This is a genomic window from Mesorhizobium sp. B2-1-1 (assembly GCF_006442975.2).
Lineage (GTDB): Bacteria > Pseudomonadota > Alphaproteobacteria > Rhizobiales > Rhizobiaceae > Mesorhizobium.
On the sequence record NZ_CP083954.1, the window covers coordinates 4,430,000 to 4,446,520 of the forward strand.

Here is a 16,521-nt window from a genome sequence, read left to right on the forward strand (position 1 = left end):
CCAATGTGCAATCCCGCACGGAATATGCGTGATTTCTAATATTATTCCCTTTCCACGGTAATCGCCATCGCATGCCTCTGCTCGGTTGGCGGAAAAGCCGCTATTTTAGTCGATTTTTAATCTTTTTTCGCCGGACCACTGGACAAGGCGAATCACCTTTGATTCTTTAATGGCGATTCGGAAGTGCGGCGTTTGCCGGATCATCAAGCATAGGCAAATCGGGGAGTGCCATTTATGGCGAAGGCGGACGCGTGGGGCGCGCCCGGAGGGATAGCTTTTGCGCGTCGCGAGACGCCGCGAGGCGACGGCCTTGCCGGGAATACGCGGCTCATCGCCGAACCGGCCTACAAGCGGCTTCTGGCGGCGGAGCCATTGCTGCGCCGATCGATACCGGCTCTCATCGTCATCTTCCTGATCGCGATCGCGGCGCTGCGCGTCCTGTCGCTGATGAACGAACGCGACGATATCGAGCGCAACGCCAAGGCGATCCTGATGCTGGCGTCCGGTCAACTGGCGAGTTCGCTGGCCACCACGTCCGACACCGCGCCGGGCGCCATCCAGGACCTGTTGGAAACGACCAGCCGCCAGGGCGCGATGAGCCGCGGCCACGTTCTTGTCATCACCGACAGCGCCTTCAAGATCACCGCGGTGACGCCGCGCTCGATGTCCTGGCAAGGCCGTTCGCTGGATAGCCTCGCCCAGGGCGGCCAGCCTCTGTTCATGTTCGGCGACCGCGCCGGAGTGATGGAGGTCGATATTGGCGGGCAGGACTGGTATGCAGCGGTCAGCCTGACGAACGGTCGCAAAGGCGCGGCAGCGGCGCTGGTGCCGCAGGACGCGGTTTTCGACGCCTGGCGCAAGACAGTCTCGCTGAATGTGACGCTGTTCGTACTGACGGCCGGCGTGCTGATCATCATCCTCTATGCCTATTTCGGCCAGGCGGCGCGCGCGCAGGCGGCCGACCGCATCTATCTCGAAGCGCATCAACGCATCGACATGGCGCTGGTACGCGGCCGCTGCGGCTTGTGGGACTGGGACATGGTGCGCGGCAAGATGTATTGGTCGCGCTCGATGTACGACATGCTGGGCTACGAGCCATGCGACACGATGCTGTCCTTCGGCGAGGTCGACGAGATCATCCATCCCGATGATGGCGACTTGTTCCAGCTCGCCAACAAGATCGTCGCGCGCGAGATCGATCATATCGATCAGGTGTTCCGGATGCGGCATGCCGACGGGCAGTGGGTATGGATGCGCGCAAGGGCGCAGGTCATGGATCCGGAAGCACCCGAAATCCAGTTGATCGGCATCGCCGTCGACGTCACCGAGCAGCGTCACCTGGCGCTTCGTTCCGAGGCAGCCGATTTGCGCCTGAGGACGGCGATCGAGAACATCAACGAGTCCTTCGTGCTGTGGGATGCCGCCGAGCGGCTGATCATGTGCAATTCCAAATACCAGAAGGACAATGGCCTTTCGGACCGTGACGTGATGCCAGGCGCCGTGCGCGCCACGCTGGAAGAGCGCATGCTCGCTTTCGCTTCCGATCGGCGGCTTGCCAACAGCAATGGACCGCAGGGCGGCGCGACGTTCGAACGGCAGCTGGCCGACGGCCGCTGGTTGCAGGTCAACGAACTCAGAACCCGCGACGGCGGCATTGTCTCGGTCGGATCCGACATCACCCAGATCAAGCTGCATCAAGAAAAGCTGGTCGACAGCGAGCGCCGGCTGATGGCGACCATACACGATCTCAGCCTCGCCCGCCGGGCCGAAGAGGAGCGCGCGCGCGAACTGGTCGAGCTCAACCGCAAATACATGAAGGAAACCGAGCGCGCCGAAGCGGCGAACCGGGCCAAGTCCGAATTCCTGGCCAACATGTCGCATGAACTGCGCACGCCCTTGAACGCCATCATCGGCTTCTCCGAGCTGATGGAACAGGGGCTGTTCGGCCCGCTGGGATCGGAGCGCTACGAGGAATACGCCACCGACATCAACAGCAGTGGCAAATATCTCCTGGGCGTCATCAACGACATTCTCGACATGTCGAAAATCGAGGCCGGCCAATTCTCGCTCGACCGCGAAGAGATCGATCTCGGCCCGCTGATCAGCGAGACGGTCAGGGTCGTCTCGCTGCAGGCCGCACAGAAGGCGATCACCGTGGAGACCCGCATCGCCGACGCGCTGACGCTGTTTGCCGACCGCCGAGCGATCAAGCAGATCGTCATAAACCTTTTGTCCAACGCAGTGAAATTCACCGGCCAAGGCGGCCACATATCGGTCAGGGCCCGCAATACCTCAGGGGCGCTGGTGCTGACGATCGAGGATAATGGCTGCGGCATCCCGAAGGAGGCGCTCGGCAAGCTCGGACGGCCCTTCGAACAGGTGCAGAACCAGTTCTCCAAGAGCCATGCCGGGTCCGGCCTCGGCCTCGCCATCTCGCGCTCTTTGGCCGAACTGCAAGGCGGTGCCCTGAAAATCCGCTCAACCGAAGGTGTCGGCACGATCGTGTCGGTGCGCATTCCGGTGAAGAAGGCGACGCCCGTGGTCAAGGTCGCGGCTTAAGCAACGGGCTCCGGCGATGTCGCCGAAGCCCGTGCCGGAAGGCGTTATTGCATGCTGCCGTCGTCGCCTTCGTCATCCCACTGACGGTGTAAGCCAAAGCGGCCGCCCTTTGGCAGTTCGCCCTTCTTGATCTTTCCGTCGTTGTTCTTGTCGAGCAGGGCAAAGAGCTTCTTGTCGCGACTGGCGATGTCGTCCGTCGTCAGCGTACCGTCGCCCTTGTTGTCGTAACGCGCGATGATGCGCCTGGCCATGTGCTCGAAGCGGGCCTTTTCCAGCGCTGCGGCGAGCTGCTCCACCGTGAGCTTGCCACCATTGTCGGCGACCAGCTTCTTCAACCGCGAATCCATGACGCTTGAGAACTGGTCGAAGCTGATGGTGCCGTCATTGTCCTTCATCGCCTTGTTGAGGCGCATCATCGTGCGCTCACGCATGTTTGCGCTGTCGATGTTCTCGGCATAGGCCGCAGTGCCGACGGCTCCTGCCAACGCGATGAAGGCGAACGCGAGCTTGGTTGTCTTTCTCATGGTCTTCTCCTGTTGCATCGTCACCCCCGATGCGATCCGCACGGCCGTCGATCACGGCCGCCCGGCACGAAGCAGAAGGTTGAAATCCTTCCTGACCTTCCGCGACGTCTCCTTGAGATGTGCTTCCAGCACACCGAAATCCGGCAAGTCGGTGACCGCCAGAAGCAGATCCGAAAGCCCCGGCGGCACATCGTCCCGCTCGAACTGGCCGGTGAGGCAAAGCCTGATCATCTGGGTCAGCGCCAGATAGAGGCGGTAGGCCTCGCCAAGCTCCTCCCTGACATCGGCGGCTGCGAATTGTGGCGCAAGGCGCGACAATACCTCCGCGGTTGCCGTGACCCTGCGGCCGGACTCGACATTGCCCGTGACGACGGCCACCTGGGCGATGAATTCGAGATCGATCAGGCCGCCGGCAATGAGTTTGATGTCCCAGAGGTCGCGCGGCGGCTTTTCCTTTTCGATCATGGCGCGCATGTCGGACGCTTCCGCTTTCACCTTTGCTGCGTCGCGCAATTGCCCGAGCACCGCCGCAACGTCGGCTTCGACCTCGGCACAGAGCCTGGCATCTCCGGCAATGGCGCGCGCCCGCGACAGCGCCATGTGCTCCCAGGTCCAGGCCTCCTGGCGCTGGTATTTCTTGAAGGCGTCGACGTGGGTGGCCACTGGCCCCTTGTTGCCGGACGGCCGCAGCCGCAGGTCGAGTTCATAGAGCACGCCTTCCGCGGTCGGCGCGGAAACGGCCGAGATGAGGCGCTGCGTCATCCTGGTGTAGTAATGCGAGGGCGCCAGCGGTTTTTCACCGTCGGATTCCTCGGCGTCCGCATCGTGATCGTAGAGCAGGATGAGGTCGACATCCGACCCCGCCGTCAATTCACGGCTGCCGAGCTTACCCATGCCGAGCAGCGAAACCACGCCGCCGGCGATTGTGCCATGGCGCGCCTCGAATTCGGCCATAACCGCGCGCAACGCGGCCTCAATGGTGAGGTCGGCCAGGTCAGAAAAGGCGCGGCCTGCGCGGGCCGGATCGATCGAGCCGGCGAGCAGCCGCACACCGATCAGGAATTTCTGCTCGGAGGCAAAGATGCGCAAACGATCGAGAACGTCCTCATAGGCGCGGTCGCCTTCGAGGAAAGCGGTAAGCCGTGCCGATAGATAGCCACGATCCGGCAATTCGGTGAGAAGAGCGGGATCGAGCAGGCCATCGAACACATGTGGCCGGCGCGTGATGATCGCGGCCAGTCGTGGCGCGGCGCCCATGATCGTCGCCATAAGCTTCAGCAACGCCGGATTGGACTGGAGCAGCGAGAAGAGCTGGATGCCTGCAGGCAGGCCGGCGAGGAACTCGTCGAAACGGATCAACGCCTCATCGGCCCGACGCGTCTGGCCGAAAGCCTTGAGCAGCGCCGGCGTCAGTTCCGTCAGTCGCTCGCGCGCCTCAGCCGACTGGGTGACGCGGTAGCGACCGAAATGCCAGCCACGGATCACGCGGCAGATGTCGCTCGTTCGCTGGAAGCCGAGACCGTGCAACGTCTGCAGTGTATCGGGGTCGTCGACGTCGCCGGTGAAGACCAGATTGCCGATGCCTGCCGAAAGCTCCGGTGCGGTTTCGAACAGCGCCGCGTAGTGACGTTCGACCTGCTGCAGCGAGGCGCGGAAGCCCAGGGAAAAAGCAGCCGCATCGGCAAAGCCCAGCATGCGCGCGATTCGCTCCAGCCCTTCATCATCCTCCGGCAGGGTGTGCGTCTGCTCGTCGGCCACCATCTGGATGGCATGCTCGACCCGGCGCAGGAACCAATATTGCCGGGCCAGTGCGTCGCGTGCCTCGGCGGTGATCCAGCCGCGCGCGGCCAGCTGGCCGAGCATCGGCACGGTCTCGCGGCCTCGCAGTTCCGGGAAGCGGCCGCCGGCGATGAGCTGCTGCGTCTGGACGAAGAACTCGATCTCGCGGATGCCGCCGCGCCCGAGCTTGACGTTGTGGCCCTTGACCGCGATTTCGCCATGCCCCTTGTGGGCGTGGATCTGGCGTTTGATCGAGTGGACGTCGGCGATCGCGGCATAGTCCATGTATTTGCGCCAGATGTAAGGTTGGAGCTCCTTGAGGAAAGCGGTGCCGGCGTCCAGATCGCCGGCCACAGGACGCGCCTTGATCATGGCAGCGCGCTCCCAGTTCTGGCCGCGCGCCTCGTAGTAGCGCAGCGCCGCCTCGACCGGGATCGCCAGCGGGGTCGAACCGGGATCGGGACGCAGCCTGAGGTCGGTGCGGAAGACATAACCATGTTCGGTGCGGTCCTGCAGGATGCGCACCAGACGGCGCGTCAGCCGCGAAAACAGCTCCGTCGCATCGAGCGGATCGACGACGGCCGACGCTTCCGGGTCGAAGAAGACCACGAGGTCGATATCGGAGGAAAAATTGAGCTCATGCGCGCCAAGCTTGCCCATGCCGAGCAGGATCCAGCCCGACCGGTTCGAGGGATTGGCGGGATCCGGCAACTTCAGCTTGCCCTGGCCATGCGCGTCGCGCAGCAGAAAATCGACGGCGGCGCGCGTGCACGCATCGGCAAGGTCGCTCAACCGCCGCACCGTAAGCGAGGTCTCGGCCTCGGCGGCCAGATCGGCCAGCGCGATCAGGAAATGCGCATCGGCCTTCCATTGCCGCAGTTCCATCATCAATCTGGATTCGGAGATCGTCTCGGAGAACGATGCCCGGTCGATCGCCACGATGATCGCCTTCAGCCGGGCCTCGATCGGCTGGTCGAAAAGCCCATCCAATATCTGCGGCCGGCGACGCGCCATGTCACGCAGGAACGGCGACAGGTCGAAGACAGCGGCCAGGAAGTCCTGCGCCTCACCGGTTCCAGCCAGGAATTTCGCCAGCCGTGTCAATCCTTCTTCGCGTGCCAAGGTGGCGATCTCGGCCAGCTCCTGCCGGGCCCGGCTGTCGTCCAGAGGAGCAAGCCTTGCCGCGGGCTTCAACAGCCAGTCCTTCGCCGTCCGCTTTGCAGCCGCCGTCATCAATGATCCTCCCGCGCGGGAAAACTCATGACCACGGATAATCCGGGATTACCAGGCAACAGATCAAGCCGGCCATAGTGGAATGTCATGACCGCCTTTGCGAGGCTGAGGCCAAGCCCGGAACCTGGCTGGGAACGGCTCTTCTCGAGCCGCACGAACCGTTCCGTCGCCCGGGCGCGATCGGCATCGTCCGGAATGCCCTGGCCGTTGTCGGCGACGACAAGCCTGATTTCGCCATGCGCGCGTTCGAGCGTCACGCGGACAGTCGGCTTGGAGGTGGAATCGGTCGAGTACTTGATCGCATTGTCGACGATGTTAGACAGCGCCTGGCCGATCAGCTCGCGGTTGCCGTCGACAAGGAATGCGCCATTGACCGCGGCTTCGAGCGAAACGCCAGCCTCTTCCGCCACCGGCTCATAGAGTTCGACCACATCGCGCACGGCTGCGGCCAGATCGACGCGACTGGTGCTTTCGGAGGAATAACCCGCCTCCAGCCGGGAGATCATCAGGATGGCGTTGAAGGTCTTAATGAGTTGGTCGGACTCGGCGATGGTGCCTTCCAGCGCCTGGCGGTAGTCCGACGTCTTGTGCTTGCCCGAAAGCGTCGCCTCGGCGCGGTTGCGCAGCCGGGTCAGCGGCGTCTTCAGATCATGCGCGATGTTGTCGGAAACCTGCTTCAGCCCCTCGTTGAGCATGGCGATCCTAGCCAGCATGGCATTGAGGTTCTCGGAAAGCCGGTCGAATTCGTCACCGGCGCCGGTCACCGGCAGCCGGCCCGAAAGATCGCCGCCCATGATGCGGCGGCTGGCTTCCGAAACGCCATCGATGCGCTTCAGCGCGGCGCGGCCGACGAAAAACCAGATCAACAGCCCGCCCAGCCCCATCATGCCGAGCGCCAGCATCAGGGAGCGGCGGATGACGGCGCGGAACCGCTCAGGTTCGCCCAGATCGCGGCCGACCAGCATGATCATCTGGTTCGGCAGGCGCAGCACCAGGGCGATCGCATTGTGGCCCTTCTCGCCTTCGGATCGGACCGCCGTATCGCCGGCCTGCGGCGTGGCCTGATCGGAAGGTGTGCTGCGCTGCCGGTCGAGTTCGCCTTCGCCGAAACGACGGTAGGAGAACGGCTCGGTCGTCCAGCCTTCGGTTTCGATGACCCCCGGCTCCAGGCTCTGGACATTGCCGGTCAGGATCTGGCCGTTGGCGTCGGCGATCAAATAGAGATTGGCGCCGGGCTGGCGCGAGCGCTGCTCCACCACGCGCACCAGGACCGGCAGGCCGCCGCGCTGGTAGGCGCGGGCAAGGCCGAGCACCTCGTCGTTGATGGTCTCCTGCGTCTGCGCGGTCAGCATGCGCGCCGAAAGCGAGGTCATGTAGAGGACAAGCAGTACGGCGCAGAGCGCGAAGAGCAAGAGATAGAGCGCCGAGAGCCGCGCAGCCGTCGTCTTCATGATGGCAGGCACGGAAAGGGCCATGCCGCCGCCTAACCGGCCCTAAGCATGTAACCGGCGCCGCGAATCGTATGCAGGATGGGCTTGTCGAAGCCTTTTTCGATCTTGCCGCGCAGTCGCGAGACATGGACGTCGATGACGTTGGTCTGCGGATCGAAATGATAATCCCAGACATTTTCGAGCAGCATGGTGCGCGTCACCACCTGACCGGCATGGCGCATCAGATATTCAAGCAGGCGGAACTCGCGTGGCTGCAGCGTGATCTCGCGTCCGGCGCGCCTGACCGAATGCGAAAGCCGGTCAAGTTCGAGATCGCCGACGCGGTAGACGGTTTCGGCTTCCTTGGCGCTGGCCCGGCGGTTCAGCACCTCGACGCGGGCGAGCAGCTCGGAAAAGGCATAGGGCTTGGTCAGATAATCGTCGCCGCCGGCGCGTAGGCCGGTGACCCGATCGTCGACCTCGCCCAGCGCCGACAGGATCAGTACCGGCGTGGCGTTCCCCCTGGAGCGCAGGCCGGCGATGACCGAAAGGCCGTCGCGGCGCGGCATCATCCGGTCGATGACCATCACGTCGTAGTCGCCGGCATCGGCGAGCGCGAAGCCGGTCTCGCCGTCACCCGCGACATGCGCGGTGTGCCCGGCCTCGGTAAAGGCTTTCTGCAGATAATCCGCAGCCTCGCGATCGTCTTCTATGACGAGAATCTTCATAGGACCGTTATACGCGATTTCGCTGGAAGATTGAGTAGCCGGCATCTGCATTTTAGCCTTCGCCAAAGCGCGTCGCGATCAAGATGATCCAGGCCGCGCGCGATAAAGTCTTGGTTCTCTGGTGTTACTGTCCCAGCATGCTGCCGGCATGCCGTTGCCACCAAAGCGCTCCGCTTGTTCGCTCAGCCTGAGCGCATGGCCCGCGGGGTGAGTGCGGCAGCGGGCGATGGGAAGCCCGCTGCCGCCGGAGGGGAGCACGAGGACTGACTAACGTGCTCGGCTCCATACTTCCCGTGCGGCGGCTCGGGGGTGTTTGAAACCGCCGCACTGGAAAAGTCGTTGTCAGCCCTTGGCGACGGGCAGCGCCACGAAGCGGTTGTTGTCGTCGCGGGTAATCTGCATCAGGACGGCCTTGCGCCCGGATTTCACCGCTTCGTCCATGGCCTTGGTGACGTCGTCGGTGCCGTTGACTTCCATCGAATTGACCGCGGTGATGATGTCGCCCGGCTGGATGCCACGGTCGGCGGCATCGCTGTCGGGATCGACATCGGTCACCACCAAACCCTTGCCGTTCTCGGATTTGGTGACGGTCAGACCGAGATCGGCGAGCGTATCGGCCTTAGCCGGAGCCGCAGGCTTGTCGTCGGCCGAGGCCTGCTTGTCGCTTGAAGGCAGCTTGCCGAGTTCCACCTTGACGCTCTGGCTCTTGCCGTCGCGCCAGACCGTGACGTCAACCGACTTGCCCGGCGAATAGGCGCCAATCAGGCGGGCGAGCTCCTTCGGCGAAGCAACATCCTTGCCGTCGACCTGGGTGATCACGTCACCGGCGGTGATGCCGCTCTTCTTGCCGGGGCCGTCGTCCTGTGCGCTGGATACCAGTGCGCCGTTGTTGGACTTCAGGCCGAGCGATTCGGCGATATCTGATGTGACCGGCTGGATCTCGACGCCGAGCCAGCCGCGCTGCACGGCACCGCTCTTCATCAGATCCTCGACGACCTGCTTGGCGGTCGAGGCAGGAATGTCGAAGGCGATGCCGACGCTGCCGCCGGAAGGCGAGAAGATAGCGGTGTTGATGCCGACCACCTGACCGCTGAGGTTGAAGGTCGGGCCGCCAGAATTGCCGCGGTTGACCGAGGCGTCGATCTGGATGAAATCATCATAGGGACCGGCGCCGATGTCACGGCCCCGCGCCGAGACAATGCCGGCGGTGACGGTGCCGCCGAGACCGAAGGGGTTGCCGACGGCCACGACCCAATCGCCGACCCGAACCTTGGAGTCGTCGGCGAAGTCGACATAGGTAAATTTGCCGCCACCCTCGACCTTGAGCACCGCGAGGTCGGTGCGCGGGTCGGTACCGACCAGCTTGGCGTCGAGTTCCTTGCCGTCATTGGTCACCACGGTGAAGGCGGTGCCCTCTTCGACGACATGGTTGTTGGTGACGAGATAGCCGTCCTCGGAGATGAAGAAGCCCGACCCTTGAGCCACCGGGCGCGGCTCGCCATTACCGCGGTCACGATGCCCGAACCGGCGGTGGCCATCGTCGTTCTGGCCGCCCTGATCGCCAAAGCCGCGGAATTCCTTGAAGAAGCGGCGCAGCTGCGGATTGTTGGGCAAATTGTCGAAACCGTCCTGGCCGTCGGAGCCGTCATCGGCGGTGGGCTGGACCTTGGCCTTGACCTTGACGCTGACCACGGCGGGCGAAACGCGCTCGACGACATCGGCGAAGCTGGGGACCTGCGGCGCCTCGACGCGCACGGCATCGGCCAGAACGGGGCTGGTCCCGCTGGTCAATGCGCCAACGCCGATCGCGCCGGCAACGGCGACGGAAGCGACGGCAGCCAGGAGACGCTTGCGGGTGCGGGAATATGAATTGGGGGCAATATTCATGGGGTCTCGTATCCTCTTTTTCGAAGGGACGCGCCTTGTCGGCATCCTGAGGAAGAGAATTAGAGCGGCGTACATTACGACGCCATTTCCGACGCATGAAACTTTGGTAATGTTGGCGAACGATCGCCGCCTGCGCTCAATCGCGGCGCAGGATCGCCTCCAGTGCCGCCCGCTCGTCGGCGGAGAGGGATTTTGTCGCCAGTGTCCGGCGCGATCTCGCGCTGATCACGACGAACAGGCCGCCGGCCAAAAGCAGGATCACCGGCGTGCCCCAAAGCAGAGCGTTGCGCAGGTCGAAGCGCGGCTTCAGCAGCACGAACTCGCCGTAGCGCGAAACCACATAGTCCATCACCTGCTTGTCGGTATCGCCAGCGACCAGGCGCTGGCGCACCAGAACGCGCAGGTCACGGGCAAGGTCGGCATCGGATTCGTCGATCGACTGGTTCTGGCAGACCATGCAGCGCAGCCCTTCCGACAGCGCTCGCGCCCTCGCTTCCAGCGTCGGATCGGCAAGCATCTCGTCGGGCTTCACCGCCAGCGCCGTGCCGGCAAAGGACAGCGCCAGCACCATCACGAGCGACGCGATGGACAACTTCGCCTTCATGGCAGGCCCGCGGGGCTCATGGCGCCGGCCTGCTTGCGGCGGCGCGAGGGTGCGCCGACGCGCAGGCGCCTGTCCATCAGCGACATGGCCGCACCAACCATCATGACCAGGCCGCCGCCCCAGATCAGCGTCACCAGCGGTTTCCACCACAGGCGCACCACGACCGATCCGTCATTGCCCTCGTCGCCGAGCGAAATGTAAAGCTGCGAAAGGCCCATCGTCCTGATGCCTGATTCCGTCGTCGTCGTCTGGCGTACCGGATAGAAGCGCTTGGCCGAGCTGATTTCGCCAACCGGACTGCCGCCGACGCCGATCAGTTGGAAGCGACCGCGATCCTCGCTGTAATTCGGTCCCTGCGCCGGATGGAGCCCGACGAAACGCAGAGTGTGGCCGGACAATTCGACGGTTTGCCCGGCATGCATCGACAGGATCTTCTCGGTGCCGAAGCAAAGCGTGCCGACGATGCCAAGCGTGGTCAGGCCAAGACCGAGGTGGGCAAGCGCTGTGCCGAAGACCGAGCGCGGCAGGCCGAGCAGGCGCCTGACCATGACCCTCGCAGCCACATTGCCGAACCCCGCCTTGACAGCGAGGTCGGTGAGAGCGCCGAGGATCAGCCAGACGGCAAGACCCACGCCAAGGGCTGCGAATACCGAAGCGCCGTTGATGAACAGGGCGGTGACCAGCGTTGCCAGAAGCGCCGCCGCGAAAGCTGCCATCAGGCGCTGCGCGACGGCGAAGACGTCGCCGCGCTTCCAGGCCAGCAGCGGCCCGAACGGAACCATGGCCAGCAACGGCACCATGAGCGGTCCGAAGGTGAGGTCGAAGAACGGCGCGCCGACCGAAATCTTGTCGGCCGAAAGGGCCTCGACGGCCAACGGATAGAGCGTACCGACGAGTACGGTGGCGGTGGCCGTGGTCAGGAACAAATTGTTCAGCACCAGCGCGCCTTCGCGCGAAACCGGATGAAAGAGGCCGCCGGCCGTCAGCCTCGAGGCCCGCAGTGCAAACAGCGTCAATGATCCACCGATGAACAGCGTCAGTATGCACAGGATGAAGATGCCGCGCGTCGGATCGGTGGCGAAGGCATGCACCGAGGTCAGGACGCCCGAACGCACCAGGAAGGTGCCGAGCAACGACAGTGAAAAGGTCAGGATGGCGAGCAGCAGCGTCCAGATCTTCAGCGCCGAACGCTTTTCCATGACGATGGCCGAATGGAGCAGCGCGGTGCCCGCGAGCCAGGGCATGAAGGAGGCGTTCTCGACCGGATCCCAGAACCAGAAGCCGCCCCAGCCGAGCTCGTAATAAGCCCAGTACGAGCCCATGGCGATGCCGCCGGTCAGGAACATCCAGGCGACCAGGGTCCACGGCCGCACCCATCGCGCCCAGGACGCATCGATGCGTCCGTCGATGAGCGCGGCTACCGAGAAGGAGAAACAGATCGAGAAGCCGACATAGCCGAGATAGAGCAGTGGCGGGTGCACTGCGAGGCCGAGATCCTGCAGGATGGGATTGAGATCGCGCCCTTCGATGGGCGCCGGCGAAAGCCTGGCGAAGGGATTGGACGTTGCCAGTATAAACAGGAAGAATGTCGCGCCGATCGCACCCTGCACGGCAAGCACGTTGGCGCGTAGCGTCGCCGGCAGGTTGGAGCCGAAGGCGGCGACCAGCGCACCGAAAAAGGTCAGGATCAGCACCCAGAGCAGCATCGAGCCTTCGTGATTGCCCCAGGTTCCAGTGATCTTATAGATCATCGGCTGCAGCGAATGGGAATTTTCCCAGACGCTGGCGACCGAGAAATCGGAACTCGCATAGGCGCTGAGCAGTGCGGCGAAGGACAGCGCCGTCAGGGCAAAGCCGGTGATCGCGACAGGAGCGCCGACCGCCATCAGGCGCTGATTGTTGGTGCGGGCGCCAAACAGCGGCACCACCGTCTGCACCAGCGCCAGCGCGAAGGCCAGGACCAGCGCGAAATGTCCGGTCTCAACCATGATCGCCAACCCGGCTATATCGAGCCTGCCTATTCACTCTTGCTCTCCTGCCAAACGCCCCTGGCCTTCAGCCCATCGGCCACTTCCTTGGGCATGTAGCGCTCGTCGTGCTTGGCCAGAACGCTGTCGGCCACAAAGACGCCATCCGGGCCGAACGTGCCCTCGGTGATGACCCCCTGCTCCTCGCGAAATAGGTCAGGCAGGATGCCTGTATAGGTGACCTTGACCGATTTATGGGTGTCGGTCACAGAAAACGCCACTGTCGCCCCCTGCCCGCGCTGGATCGTGCCTTTTTCCACCAGGCCGCCCAGCCTGATGCGCTGGCCCGGCTGCACCGTCGCCGTGGCCAGATCGGCGGGCATGTAGAAATAGGACGCCTTCTGGCCGAGCGCATAGAATGTCAGGCCGGTGGCGGCGCCGAGGAAGGCCAGGCCGCCCGCGATCACCGACAATCGTTTCTGTTTGCGTGTCATTGTCCGGTCCAGCCCTATTGCGTCGCCGTCAGGCCGAGCGAAGCGGCAAAAGCGGTGAATTTCCTGGCTTCGTCACTGTCGGCTCCAAAGACGGCAATAGCTCGGCTCAGCGCCTCGCGCGCCTGGTCGGCCTTGCCCAGCACGATGTAGGAACGAACGAGCCGCATCCATCCTTCCGGGTCGCGCGGATTCTGCCGCAGCTTCTCGTCGAGCCCGGCGACCATGGTGTTGATCATGGCTTCCCTGTCCTGCGGCGACATCGATGAAGCGGCATCGATATCGCCCGCGGTCGGTCCGTTTGCCGGCTCGCTCGAAGCGACGCCTGCATTGCCGGCGCCGGAACTATCGGACTTGGCCAGCGCCTGCTCGATCGCGCCGCGCCATGGCGAATCCTTCGGCAGCGTGCCCAGCATCGCCTGCCAGGCCGCGGCCGCCTCCTTGCTGCGGCCCTCCTGCGCCAAGGCCATAGCCAGGTAGAAGCCGGCCTTGGCATTGGCCGGGTCAAGTTTCAGGGCCGCCTCGAAGGCCTCCTGGGCATCCGCCGAAACGATGCCGCCGGCCGCGCTGGCGATCGCCTCGCCGAGACCGGCCCGGCGAACAGCGCTGTCGCCGTCGAGGCGAATGGCGTTGCGATAGGCGGCGACCGCGTCGGAAAAGCGCTGCATGCGCAGATAGACCGGCGCCAGCACGTCCCATCCCCTGCCGTCGGACGGATTGGCGGCAAGATGGGCTTCGGCGCGAGCCACAAGTTCGTCGACCGAGCTGTCGGCCGGATTCTTGGCCAGCCGCTCGCTGAGCGGCTGCGAGGGCAGATCGGGCGAGCCTATGTTGATGTAGAGGCCCCAACTGACCAGCGGCACCGCCAGCACGGCCGCGGTGGCGACAAGCCGCGTCGCGACGGATGTACGTCCGACGGATGCGCTGCCGGTCTGGTCCGCATTGTCGAGGCGAAGGATGCGCCGGGCGATCTCGGCGCGCGCCTCATCGGCTTCGGCAGGCTTGATCAGGCCACGGGCGGCGTCGCGGTTGAGTTCGGACAGTTGGTCGCGATAAACTTCCAGATCGTGCTCGCCGCTCGAAGACGCGCTCCTGGCGCCACCGGCCAGCGGCAGCAGCACCGCCAGGCTGGCGCCCAGCGTTAGGATTGCGGCTATGACCCAGAACAGCATGGTTCTTCCAATAACGGCAGAGCCTTGCCCTGCCAACACAAGCATACTGCGACGCTTTGACGGCGGGCGCGCCGCATATCCTTCATCGACATCAACCGGCCGGGTCCGAAATGGACCGGCTAGCCTGTCAGGTGAGCGGCGTCCAACTGCCATCGGCGTTGCGGCAAGCCGTTCCACGCGCCGTGACGCCTGCCCCGCCGGTAAAGACGGTCTGCGTGTACTGGCGGCAGTCCTGTGAGCCGACGCGGTAGGGCTGAGCCGGAACCACTTCGCCATAGCGGGACGCCTGGGTGCCCTTCCACGTCACCTTCTGGCCGCTCGTGGTGTATTCGAGCGCCTTGTATTCAGCCTCCAGCGCGCTGCGCTTCTCGGCTTCGCTAAGGCCGCTGCCGACCGACCCGCCGATGAGGCCGCCGCCCATCGCCGAAATGATCGTCGTGGCGACTTTGCCGCTGCTGGGTGGCGTGGAGGCCGGCGTCGCAGCGATGGTGGGAGCCTTGCCGCCCAAGGTGGTGCAGCCGGAAACGGCCATCAATGCGGAAACAAGCGCGACGCGAATCTTCATGCCAACAACCGGTTTTCTTGAGTTGGAGCCTGTCATGGATGAGCCGGGGGCCGCGTCATCGGAGAAGTCGGCGAGCCTATAATGTTGATATTTGTCGGAAATTTGGCCGTTGGGCCGGCTACGGAGCCAATCGGTGCGCCGCCATAACATGCCCAGTCCGTCAATGTCGATCGGCCGGGGAAAGGCATCACTGAAGGCTCCGCAATCGCACTACCGCCTTCAATCCGCCCATGCCGGACCGTTCGAGCAGCAGTATGCCTCCATACTCGTTGACGAGGTCGGCGACAATGGCCAAGCCGAGACCCGTGCCCGGCTTGGTCTCGTCCAGGCGTCGTCCGCGTTTCAACGCTTCGCGCGCTTTTTCCTCGGGTATGCCCGGTCCGTCGTCTTCGATGGCGATCTCGAACATGTTGTCGTCCTTGTCGCCCACGGGAACGACGGAAACCGAAACCGCGCTCTTCGCCCATTTCATCGCGTTTTCGAGCAGATTGCCGAGCAACTCCTCGAGGTCCTCGCGCTCGCCGGCAAAGACGATCTCGATCGGCGGCAGCGACAACGACAGGTTGGTCTGCGGATTGAGCTTCTGCAAGACCCTGACCATGCGCTGCACCAACGGCGCTATCGGCGTGCGGTAGACGACGCTGTCGCGCTGCGCCGCGACGCGGGCGCGCTGGAGATAGTGATCGACCTGCTTCTGCATGGAAGCGGCCTGTTCGGCGATCAGTTGCCCCTTGGCGCCACCAAGCGCCCGCCCCTCGTTGAGCAGCACCGCCAGCGGCGTCTTCAGGGAATGGGCGAGATTGCCGACCTGAGTCCGCGAGCGCTCGACGATACGCCGGTTGTTCTCGATCAAGGCATTGGTTTCGTTGGCAAGCGGTTCAATCTCGGCTGGAAACTGGCCGTCAAGTCTTTGCGCGGTGCCTTCGCGCACCATGGCGAGCGCGTCCCTGACCCTTCGCAGCGGTTGCAGGCCGAGCAGGATGGCGATGGCGTTGATGGCGATCATGCCGACGCCGAACAGGGAAAGGTAGGTCAGGAGGCGGCGCTGGAAGGTGGCGATCTCCTGTTCCAGTTCGGTCTTGTTGCCCATGACGCGAAAGCGGGCGGCGCGGTTCTTGGCATCGAGAACGAATTCGCTCTCGAACACGACCAACTCCTCGCCATCGATGCCTTGCGCCGCGTAGCTGCGCTGGAAATTGGCGTTGAAGGGAACGTCCGCCACATCGGGCGACGGGATCGTCCTGGTCATCGACGATGAGTGGAGATTGCCGTGCACGCCTTCCGAAGCGGGTTCGACGGACCAGTACCAGCCCGAATTCGGTTCCGAGAAGCGGAGGTCGCCGAGATCCGGAGCGCCGGTGAGCGCGCCGGTATCGGAAATGCCGATGGAGCCGATCAGGTTGAACAGATGCGCAGAAAGCAGGCTGTCGAAACCGCGCTCGCTGGCCTGGCGGTACAGCGTGGTAATGAGGGTGAAAATGACGATGAGGGTCAGGATCGCCCAGACCGTGGAAAAGGCGATGACGCGGAACGTCAGCGAGCGCGGCCACAAGCGCAGCGAGAGCCGCTTGCTCACGGTTGG

The 16,521-nt window shown here is 64.0% G+C and carries 12 protein-coding genes; 1 reads left to right on the forward strand and 11 read right to left on the reverse strand.

Annotation, left to right across the window (positions count from 1 at the left end):
• The first annotated feature begins 234 nt into the window (after nucleotides 1–234).
• A complete protein-coding gene (locus tag FJ972_RS21890; protein WP_140494675.1) occupies nucleotides 235–2,559 on the forward strand; it encodes a PAS domain-containing sensor histidine kinase in 2,325 nt (774 codons plus the stop codon).
• Nucleotides 2,560–2,603: 44 nt separating this feature from the next.
• On the opposite strand, the gene FJ972_RS21895 is transcribed toward FJ972_RS21890, so the two are convergent.
• From FJ972_RS21895 to FJ972_RS21945, 11 genes are all read right to left on the reverse strand, one after another.
• Complete coding sequence (locus FJ972_RS21895; RefSeq protein WP_140520713.1) at nucleotides 2,604–3,083, reverse strand: DUF4179 domain-containing protein; 480 nt, start codon at nucleotides 3,081–3,083, stop codon at nucleotides 2,604–2,606.
• Nucleotides 3,084–3,134: 51 nt separating this feature from the next.
• On the reverse strand, nucleotides 3,135–6,095 hold the full coding sequence (locus FJ972_RS21900; RefSeq protein WP_140520714.1) for a bifunctional [glutamine synthetase] adenylyltransferase/[glutamine synthetase]-adenylyl-L-tyrosine phosphorylase: 2,961 nt from the start codon (nucleotides 6,093–6,095) through the stop codon (nucleotides 3,135–3,137).
• Complete coding sequence (locus tag FJ972_RS21905) at nucleotides 6,095–7,570, reverse strand: ATP-binding protein (RefSeq protein ID WP_140520715.1); 1,476 nt, start codon at nucleotides 7,568–7,570, stop codon at nucleotides 6,095–6,097. Before FJ972_RS21905 ends, FJ972_RS21900 begins: the two co-directional genes overlap by 1 nt.
• Nucleotides 7,571–7,578: 8 nt before the next feature.
• Nucleotides 7,579–8,253 (reverse strand): response regulator transcription factor, encoded by a 675-nt coding sequence (locus tag FJ972_RS21910; RefSeq protein ID WP_181165141.1) that lies wholly within the window; start codon nucleotides 8,251–8,253, stop codon nucleotides 7,579–7,581.
• Between the two features lie 342 nt (nucleotides 8,254–8,595).
• On the reverse strand, nucleotides 8,596–10,140 hold the full coding sequence (locus FJ972_RS21915) for a Do family serine endopeptidase (protein ID WP_140517974.1): 1,545 nt from the start codon (nucleotides 10,138–10,140) through the stop codon (nucleotides 8,596–8,598).
• Nucleotides 10,141–10,276: 136 nt separating this feature from the next.
• Nucleotides 10,277–10,744 (reverse strand): cytochrome c-type biogenesis protein, encoded by a 468-nt coding sequence (locus tag FJ972_RS21920; protein WP_140517973.1) that lies wholly within the window; start codon nucleotides 10,742–10,744, stop codon nucleotides 10,277–10,279.
• Nucleotides 10,741–12,732 carry a heme lyase CcmF/NrfE family subunit gene (locus tag FJ972_RS21925; protein ID WP_140520716.1) on the reverse strand — a complete coding sequence of 664 codons (1,992 nt, stop codon included), beginning with the start codon at nucleotides 12,730–12,732 and terminating at the stop codon, nucleotides 10,741–10,743. Before FJ972_RS21925 ends, FJ972_RS21920 begins: the two co-directional genes overlap by 4 nt.
• Nucleotides 12,733–12,761: 29 nt before the next feature.
• Nucleotides 12,762–13,205, reverse strand: coding sequence for a cytochrome c maturation protein CcmE (gene ccmE, locus FJ972_RS21930; RefSeq protein WP_140520717.1), 444 nt, complete (start codon nucleotides 13,203–13,205; stop codon nucleotides 12,762–12,764).
• Nucleotides 13,206–13,219: 14 nt separating this feature from the next.
• Nucleotides 13,220–14,374, reverse strand: coding sequence for a c-type cytochrome biogenesis protein CcmI (gene ccmI / locus FJ972_RS21935; RefSeq protein ID WP_140520718.1), 1,155 nt, complete (start codon nucleotides 14,372–14,374; stop codon nucleotides 13,220–13,222).
• Nucleotides 14,375–14,501: 127 nt separating this feature from the next.
• The gene (locus tag FJ972_RS21940; protein WP_140520719.1) at nucleotides 14,502–14,939 is read right to left on the reverse strand and encodes a hypothetical protein; all 438 of its coding nucleotides are present in this window, start codon (nucleotides 14,937–14,939) and stop codon (nucleotides 14,502–14,504) included.
• 187 nt (nucleotides 14,940–15,126) lie between these two features.
• Nucleotides 15,127–16,515, reverse strand: a complete 1,389-nt coding sequence (locus FJ972_RS21945) for an ATP-binding protein (protein WP_281405698.1) — start codon at nucleotides 16,513–16,515, stop codon at nucleotides 15,127–15,129.
• Between the last annotated feature and the right edge of the window lie 6 nt (nucleotides 16,516–16,521).

Coding starts and splice junctions, on each gene's coding strand:
- FJ972_RS21910 (WP_181165141.1), bottom strand. CDS start 8,253: ATGAAGATTCTCGTCATAGAAGACGATCGCGAGGCTGCGGATTATCTG.
- ccmE (WP_140520717.1), bottom strand. CDS start 13,205: ATGACACGCAAACAGAAACGATTGTCGGTGATCGCGGGCGGCCTGGCC.
- FJ972_RS21905 (WP_140520715.1), bottom strand. CDS start 7,570: ATGGCCCTTTCCGTGCCTGCCATCATGAAGACGACGGCTGCGCGGCTC.
- ccmI (WP_140520718.1), bottom strand. CDS start 14,374: ATGCTGTTCTGGGTCATAGCCGCAATCCTAACGCTGGGCGCCAGCCTG.
- FJ972_RS21920 (WP_140517973.1), bottom strand. CDS start 10,744: ATGAAGGCGAAGTTGTCCATCGCGTCGCTCGTGATGGTGCTGGCGCTG.
- FJ972_RS21925 (WP_140520716.1), bottom strand. CDS start 12,732: ATGGTTGAGACCGGACATTTCGCGCTGGTCCTGGCCTTCGCGCTGGCG.
- FJ972_RS21940 (WP_140520719.1), bottom strand. CDS start 14,939: ATGAAGATTCGCGTCGCGCTTGTTTCCGCATTGATGGCCGTTTCCGGC.
- FJ972_RS21900 (WP_140520714.1), bottom strand. CDS start 6,095: ATGACGGCGGCTGCAAAGCGGACGGCGAAGGACTGGCTGTTGAAGCCC.
- FJ972_RS21895 (WP_140520713.1), bottom strand. CDS start 3,083: ATGAGAAAGACAACCAAGCTCGCGTTCGCCTTCATCGCGTTGGCAGGA.
- FJ972_RS21890 (WP_140494675.1), top strand. CDS start 235: ATGGCGAAGGCGGACGCGTGGGGCGCGCCCGGAGGGATAGCTTTTGCG.
- FJ972_RS21915 (WP_140517974.1), bottom strand. CDS start 10,140: ATGAATATTGCCCCCAATTCATATTCCCGCACCCGCAAGCGTCTCCTG.